This window comes from Gemmobacter sp., assembly GCF_016792925.1.
GTDB lineage: Bacteria > Pseudomonadota > Alphaproteobacteria > Rhodobacterales > Rhodobacteraceae > Gemmobacter.
Window position 1 is genome coordinate 1 of record NZ_JAEULU010000035.1, and the last position, 4,665, is coordinate 4,665.

The 4,665-nt window shown below is 70.3% G+C and carries 7 protein-coding genes; 3 read left to right on the forward strand and 4 right to left on the reverse strand.

The window, feature by feature from the left end; genetic code table 11:
- Window positions 1–441: 441 nt before the first annotated feature.
- Genes JNN06_RS01760 through JNN06_RS01775 form a run of 4 tightly spaced genes read right to left on the reverse strand, consistent with a single transcriptional unit; the run spans window position 442 to window position 2,598 of the window.
- The gene (locus tag JNN06_RS01760; protein WP_291237881.1) at window positions 442–858 is read right to left on the reverse strand and encodes a TIGR01244 family sulfur transferase; all 417 of its coding nucleotides are present in this window, start codon (window positions 856–858) and stop codon (window positions 442–444) included.
- Between the two features lie 10 nt (window positions 859–868).
- Window positions 869–1,297, reverse strand: coding sequence for a DUF6691 family protein (locus JNN06_RS01765; protein ID WP_291237882.1), 429 nt, complete (start codon window positions 1,295–1,297; stop codon window positions 869–871).
- A 1-nt stretch (window position 1,298) separates the two neighbouring features.
- On the reverse strand, window positions 1,299–1,721 hold the full coding sequence (locus tag JNN06_RS01770; RefSeq protein WP_291237883.1) for a YeeE/YedE family protein: 423 nt from the start codon (window positions 1,719–1,721) through the stop codon (window positions 1,299–1,301).
- A gap of 4 nt (window positions 1,722–1,725) precedes the next feature.
- Window positions 1,726–2,598 (reverse strand): MBL fold metallo-hydrolase, encoded by an 873-nt coding sequence (locus tag JNN06_RS01775; protein WP_291237884.1) that lies wholly within the window; start codon window positions 2,596–2,598, stop codon window positions 1,726–1,728.
- A gap of 150 nt (window positions 2,599–2,748) precedes the next feature.
- Here JNN06_RS01775 and JNN06_RS01780 point away from each other — a divergent pair, with 150 nt between their 5' ends.
- From JNN06_RS01780 to JNN06_RS01790, 3 genes are all read left to right on the forward strand, one after another.
- Entirely contained in the window at window positions 2,749–3,066 is a 318-nt protein-coding gene (locus JNN06_RS01780) for a TraR/DksA C4-type zinc finger protein (RefSeq protein WP_291237885.1), read from the forward strand.
- A gap of 29 nt (window positions 3,067–3,095) precedes the next feature.
- Complete coding sequence (locus tag JNN06_RS01785; protein WP_291237886.1) at window positions 3,096–3,287, forward strand: hypothetical protein; 192 nt, start codon at window positions 3,096–3,098, stop codon at window positions 3,285–3,287.
- A 169-nt stretch (window positions 3,288–3,456) separates the two neighbouring features.
- Window positions 3,457–4,665: enoyl-CoA hydratase-related protein (locus JNN06_RS01790; protein WP_291237887.1), on the forward strand; the 1,209-nt coding region annotated here is incomplete at its 3' end.

The window sequence follows — 4,665 nt, forward strand, 5'->3', positions numbered from 1 at the left end:
TCACTTGCCTGTCACCACCCGCCCCAACTGCCGCCCCAACTGCCGCCACAAGGCCCGCCCAAGGCACAGACGCCGCCCCGCCTGCGGTCAGCGCCCCGCTGGCCGCCACCGGATAAGGGCACGCCCGCTGCGGAACCCGCCACGGGGCCATCGCTATGCTGGGTGCCTCTGAGGCGCGACAGACGCGGCTTTGCCACGCGGTTTGCGCGGCCTGTGCCGGGCGCCGGACGGCCGCCGTGAACTCAGGGCGCTGAAGCCGGTGGACCAAGCCCCGGGACGGCCCATGTTCGCGAAGGGAAACCCGGCCCATGGACCGCACCCCTTGGCCCGCAAAGCGGGCGCGGTGCCGGTTTGCGGCCTGCGGAAGCCAGCAGGGGGCGCGCCCGCAAGTTGCACGGGTTTGGCGGGTAGGGATGGGCCGCGATGGCTGGGGCGGGTGGCTCAGGCCTGTTCCAGCGCCGGGCGCAGCCATTCCAGGTTATAGCCGAATTGCGCCGCCGTGCCGATCAGCGCATCGGCGGGCGCGCTGCCCGCATGGGCCAGCGCCCAGACCACCGAGGAGCGGTTGCCGCTGGCGCAATAGGCAAAGACCGGGCCTGTCGCCGCCGCGATGGCCGCGCGCTGCGCCGCCACATTCTCTTCGGTGATGGCGCCGCCGATCACCGGATTGGCGACGAACCGCAGACCCATGGCCTCGACGGCGGTGCGCATGGCCTCGGTGTGCAGGTGGCCGGGAATTTCCGCATCCGGGCGATTGTCGATCACCGTCACATAGCCCGCCGCCTTGATGGCGGGCAGATCCTCGGGCGCGATCTGCGGCGAGACGGCATAGGTCGGGGTCAGGGCGCGGATGTCCATGGTCTGTCCTTCAGGCGGGCTGCCGGTCGATCCGGCGGCGCAGATGTGGTGCGGCCAGCATACCCAGCCCCATCGCCAGAAGGAAGAGCCAGCCGCCGATGCCGTTGAAACCGAGGCTGGCCAGCGCCGGGCCGGGGCAAAGGCCCACCAGCCCCCAGCCCGCCCCGAACAGCAGCGCGCCCAGGATCAGGCTGCGGTCGATCCGCCGCCCGGCCGGGCCGGGCAGGGGGCGACCGCCAAAGGCGCGGTCGCGCCGCCGCGCCACCGCCCAGGCAAGCGACATCGGGATCAGCGCCCCGCCCATCACGAAGGCCAGCGTCGGGTCCCAAGCGCCGAACACATCCAGAAAGCCCTGCACCTTCTGCGTGTCGATCATGCCCGAGACCATCAGCCCGGCGCCGAACAGCCCGCCCGCCAGCGCTGCGATCAGCCTGTGCATCTCAGATCACCCCCCAGACATGGCGAGCCAGCGCCACGGTCAGCGCCCCCGCCAGCATATAGACCAGCGTGGCGACGATGCCGCGCGGGGCCAGCCGCGAGATGCCACAGACCCCGTGCCCCGAGGTGCAGCCATTGCCAAGCCGGGTGCCAAGCCCGGTCAGCAGCCCGCCCGCCAGGATCAGCCCCGGATTGCCGGTCAGATGCGTCTGCGGCATCAGCCACAGCGCCAGCACCGCCGGCAACCCGATCAGCCCGGCCAGAAAGGCCGCGCGCTCGGCCCGATCACGGGCCGACCCGTCGATCAGCCCGCCAAGGATGCCCGAAGCCCCCATGATCCGGCCATTGCCCAGCAGGTAGATCGCGCCCGCCATGCCGATCATCACCCCGCCCAACAGGCCAAAACTCCAGTCTTGCCAAGCCATTGCGTTAAATCCCGTTCACGGGCACGCGCAGATAGCTGATCCCGTTGTCATCGGGTTCGGGCATCTGGCCCGCGCGCATGTTCACTTGCAATGAGGGGATGATGAGGCGCGGCATGTCCAGCAGGGCGTCGCGGGCCTGCCGCATGGCCACGAACTCTGCGCGCGAGCGTCCGGCGCCGACATGGACATTCAGCGCCTTTTGCGCGCCCACCGTGGTCTCCCAGGCATAGTGGTCGCGGCCCGGCGCCTTGTAATCATGGCCCACGAAAATGCGGGTCTCCTCGGGCAGGGACAGGATTTTCTGCACCGAGTCGAACATGGTTTCCGCCGAGCCGCCGGGAAAATCGCAACGCGCCGTGCCGAAATCGGGCATGAACAGCGTGTCGCCGACAAAGGCCGCATCGCCGATCACATAGGTGAGGCAAGCGGGCGTATGGCCGGGCGTATGCAGCACGCGCCCCTCCAGCCCGCCGATGGCAAAGCGGTCGCCCTCGTGGAACAGTTGGTCGAATTGCGAGCCGTCGCGCTGGAAGCGGGTGCCTTCGTTGAAGATCTTGCCGAAGGTGGTTTGCACCACGGTGATCCGCTCGCCAATGCCGATCTTGCCGCCCAGGCTTTGCTGGATCAGCGGCGCCGCCGAGAGGTGGTCGGCATGGACATGGGTTTCAAGAATCCATTGCAGATCAAGTGCTTCGCGGGTGATGTGGTCGATCACCGCCTGCGCCGAGCGGCTGTCGGTGCGCCCCGAGGCATAGTCGAAATCCAGCACGGAATCGATCACCGCGCAGGCCCTGCTGCCCGGATCGCGCAGCAGATAGGTGATGGTATGGGTGGCCTCGTCGAAAAAGCCGGTCACTTCAGGATGGGGGGCGGGCATGGCGGGTCTCCTGCGGTCTTGCGCCATCATATAGCGGTGGCGTTACATATTGCAAGTATTGAATATGTTTTTCGCCCGGTTTTGACCTGCATCAAGGCCGGGCTGCCCGGGCTGCGCTATGGCTTGGGGGCGAACATGGAGGGACAGAGCATGACCGCGAATGCTGCGATGAAATCGAGGCTGGAGGCGCGCAAGGCCGAGTTGACCGCCCGGCTGGCCGGGATCGAGGCCGAGCTGGAAAGCCATGAGGCGAAGGATTGGGAGGAACAGGCGGTCGAGCGCGAGGGCGACGAGGTGCTGGAGGGCATGGGTATCTCGGGGCAGCAGGAGCTGCGGATGATCGAGGCCGCGCTTGGCCGGATCGCGGCGGGCGATTACGGCACCTGCGCGCGCTGCGGGGCCGAGATCGCGGCGGAGCGCTTGGCGGCAGTGCCTTACACGCCGTTTTGCCGCGCCTGCGCGCAGTGAACCAGACGTCAATAGGAAAGGGCAAGCCGATGGCCAGCAGTGGAGTTGCCGCGTTGAATGCGCTTTTGCAGGAGATGCAGGGTCTGATGGGGATTTTGCCGGTGGCCATGGTGCCGCTGGCGCCGCGCGTCGTGGCGCCTCCGACGGGGGCGGCGGCCATGCGCGCCCGGCTTGAGGAGGAGGCGCGGATCGAGGCGGGGTTTGACAACCTGCCGGTCTGAGCGCGGCCCCTCGCCATCACGCCCATCGTCGCGGCACTCCAAACCGCGCGGAAAGACCAGTAAAATCAGCAGGAAACCACGGCGCGGGATTGCAAACCGCGCCGTTTCTCTTCTTACTGGGACAAAAGGCTGGCGACAAAAGGCTGGCGACAAAATGCTGGGGGGTGCGATGGCGGATCAGGCAGCAAGGGCAGCGGCGCAGGTGCATCGCAAGGACCGTGACGGTCTGGCCTGGCTGGAGCTGGATGCGCCCCCCCTGAACGCCCTGTCGCAGGGCCTGCGCGCGGCGCTGTGGCAGGCGGTGGAGGGGGCCGAGGCCGATCCGGCGGTGCGCGGGTTGGTGATCTCGGCTGCCGGGCGCAGTTTCCCGGTGGGGGCCGACATCGCGGAGCTTGACCTTCCGCCCCAATCCCCGGGCCTGCCGGACCTGTGCGACCGGATCGAGGCCTGCACCAAGCCGGTGGTGGCCGCGCTGCATGGCACGGCGCTTGGCGGCGGGCTGGAGCTGGCGCTGGCGGCGCATGGCCGGGTGGCGCTGGCCACGACGCGGCTGGGGCTGCCCGAGGTCACCCTGGGCCTGTTGCCCGGCGCGGGGGGCACGCAGCGGCTGCCCCGGCTGATCGGGGCCGAGCAGGCGCTGCGGCTGATGCTGACCGGGCGTCCGGTCCCGGCGGCCGAGGCGCTGGCGCTTGGCCTGCTGGACCGGGTGGTGGAGGGGGGCCTCGCGGCGGCGGCAGTGGCCGAGATCGCGCGGCTGGCGGCCTTGCCCGCCCTGCCGCGCGGGCGCGAGCGCCGCGAGGGGCTGCGCGACGGGCTGGTATATCAGCGCGTGGTGGCCGAGGCGCGGCGCGGCCTGACCGACCATCGCCTGCCCGCGCCCATGCGCATCGTGGAATGCGTGGAGGCGGCGCAATTGCTGCCCTTCGAGGCCGGGCGCGCCTTCGAGGCGGCGGCTTTCGACGATCTGCTGGCCAGCCCGGAATCGGCGGCGCTGCGCCATGTCTTCCGGGCCGAACGCCGGGCGGCGCGCTTTGCCGAGGCGCGGCAAAGCCCCTTGCCGCTGCTCCCCGCGCTGCGGCGGGTGGGGGTGCAGGGTGCGGCGCAGGCGGAGCTGGCCTTGCCGCTGTTGCAGGCGGGGCTGGAGGTGGTGCTGGTCGATCCCAACCGCGCGCGGCTGGTGCAGGGGCTGGAGCTGCTGGCGGCGCGGCAGGAACAGGCGCTGGCCGAGGGGCGGCTGACGCCTGCGGCGCGCGATGCGGAATGGGGGCGGCTCGGCTCGGCGCTTGGCGCGGCGGCTTTGGCCGAATGCGGCGCGGTGCTGGTGGCCGAGGCGTCGCTGCTGCCCGAGGCGATGGAGGCGACGGCGCCGGGCTGCCTG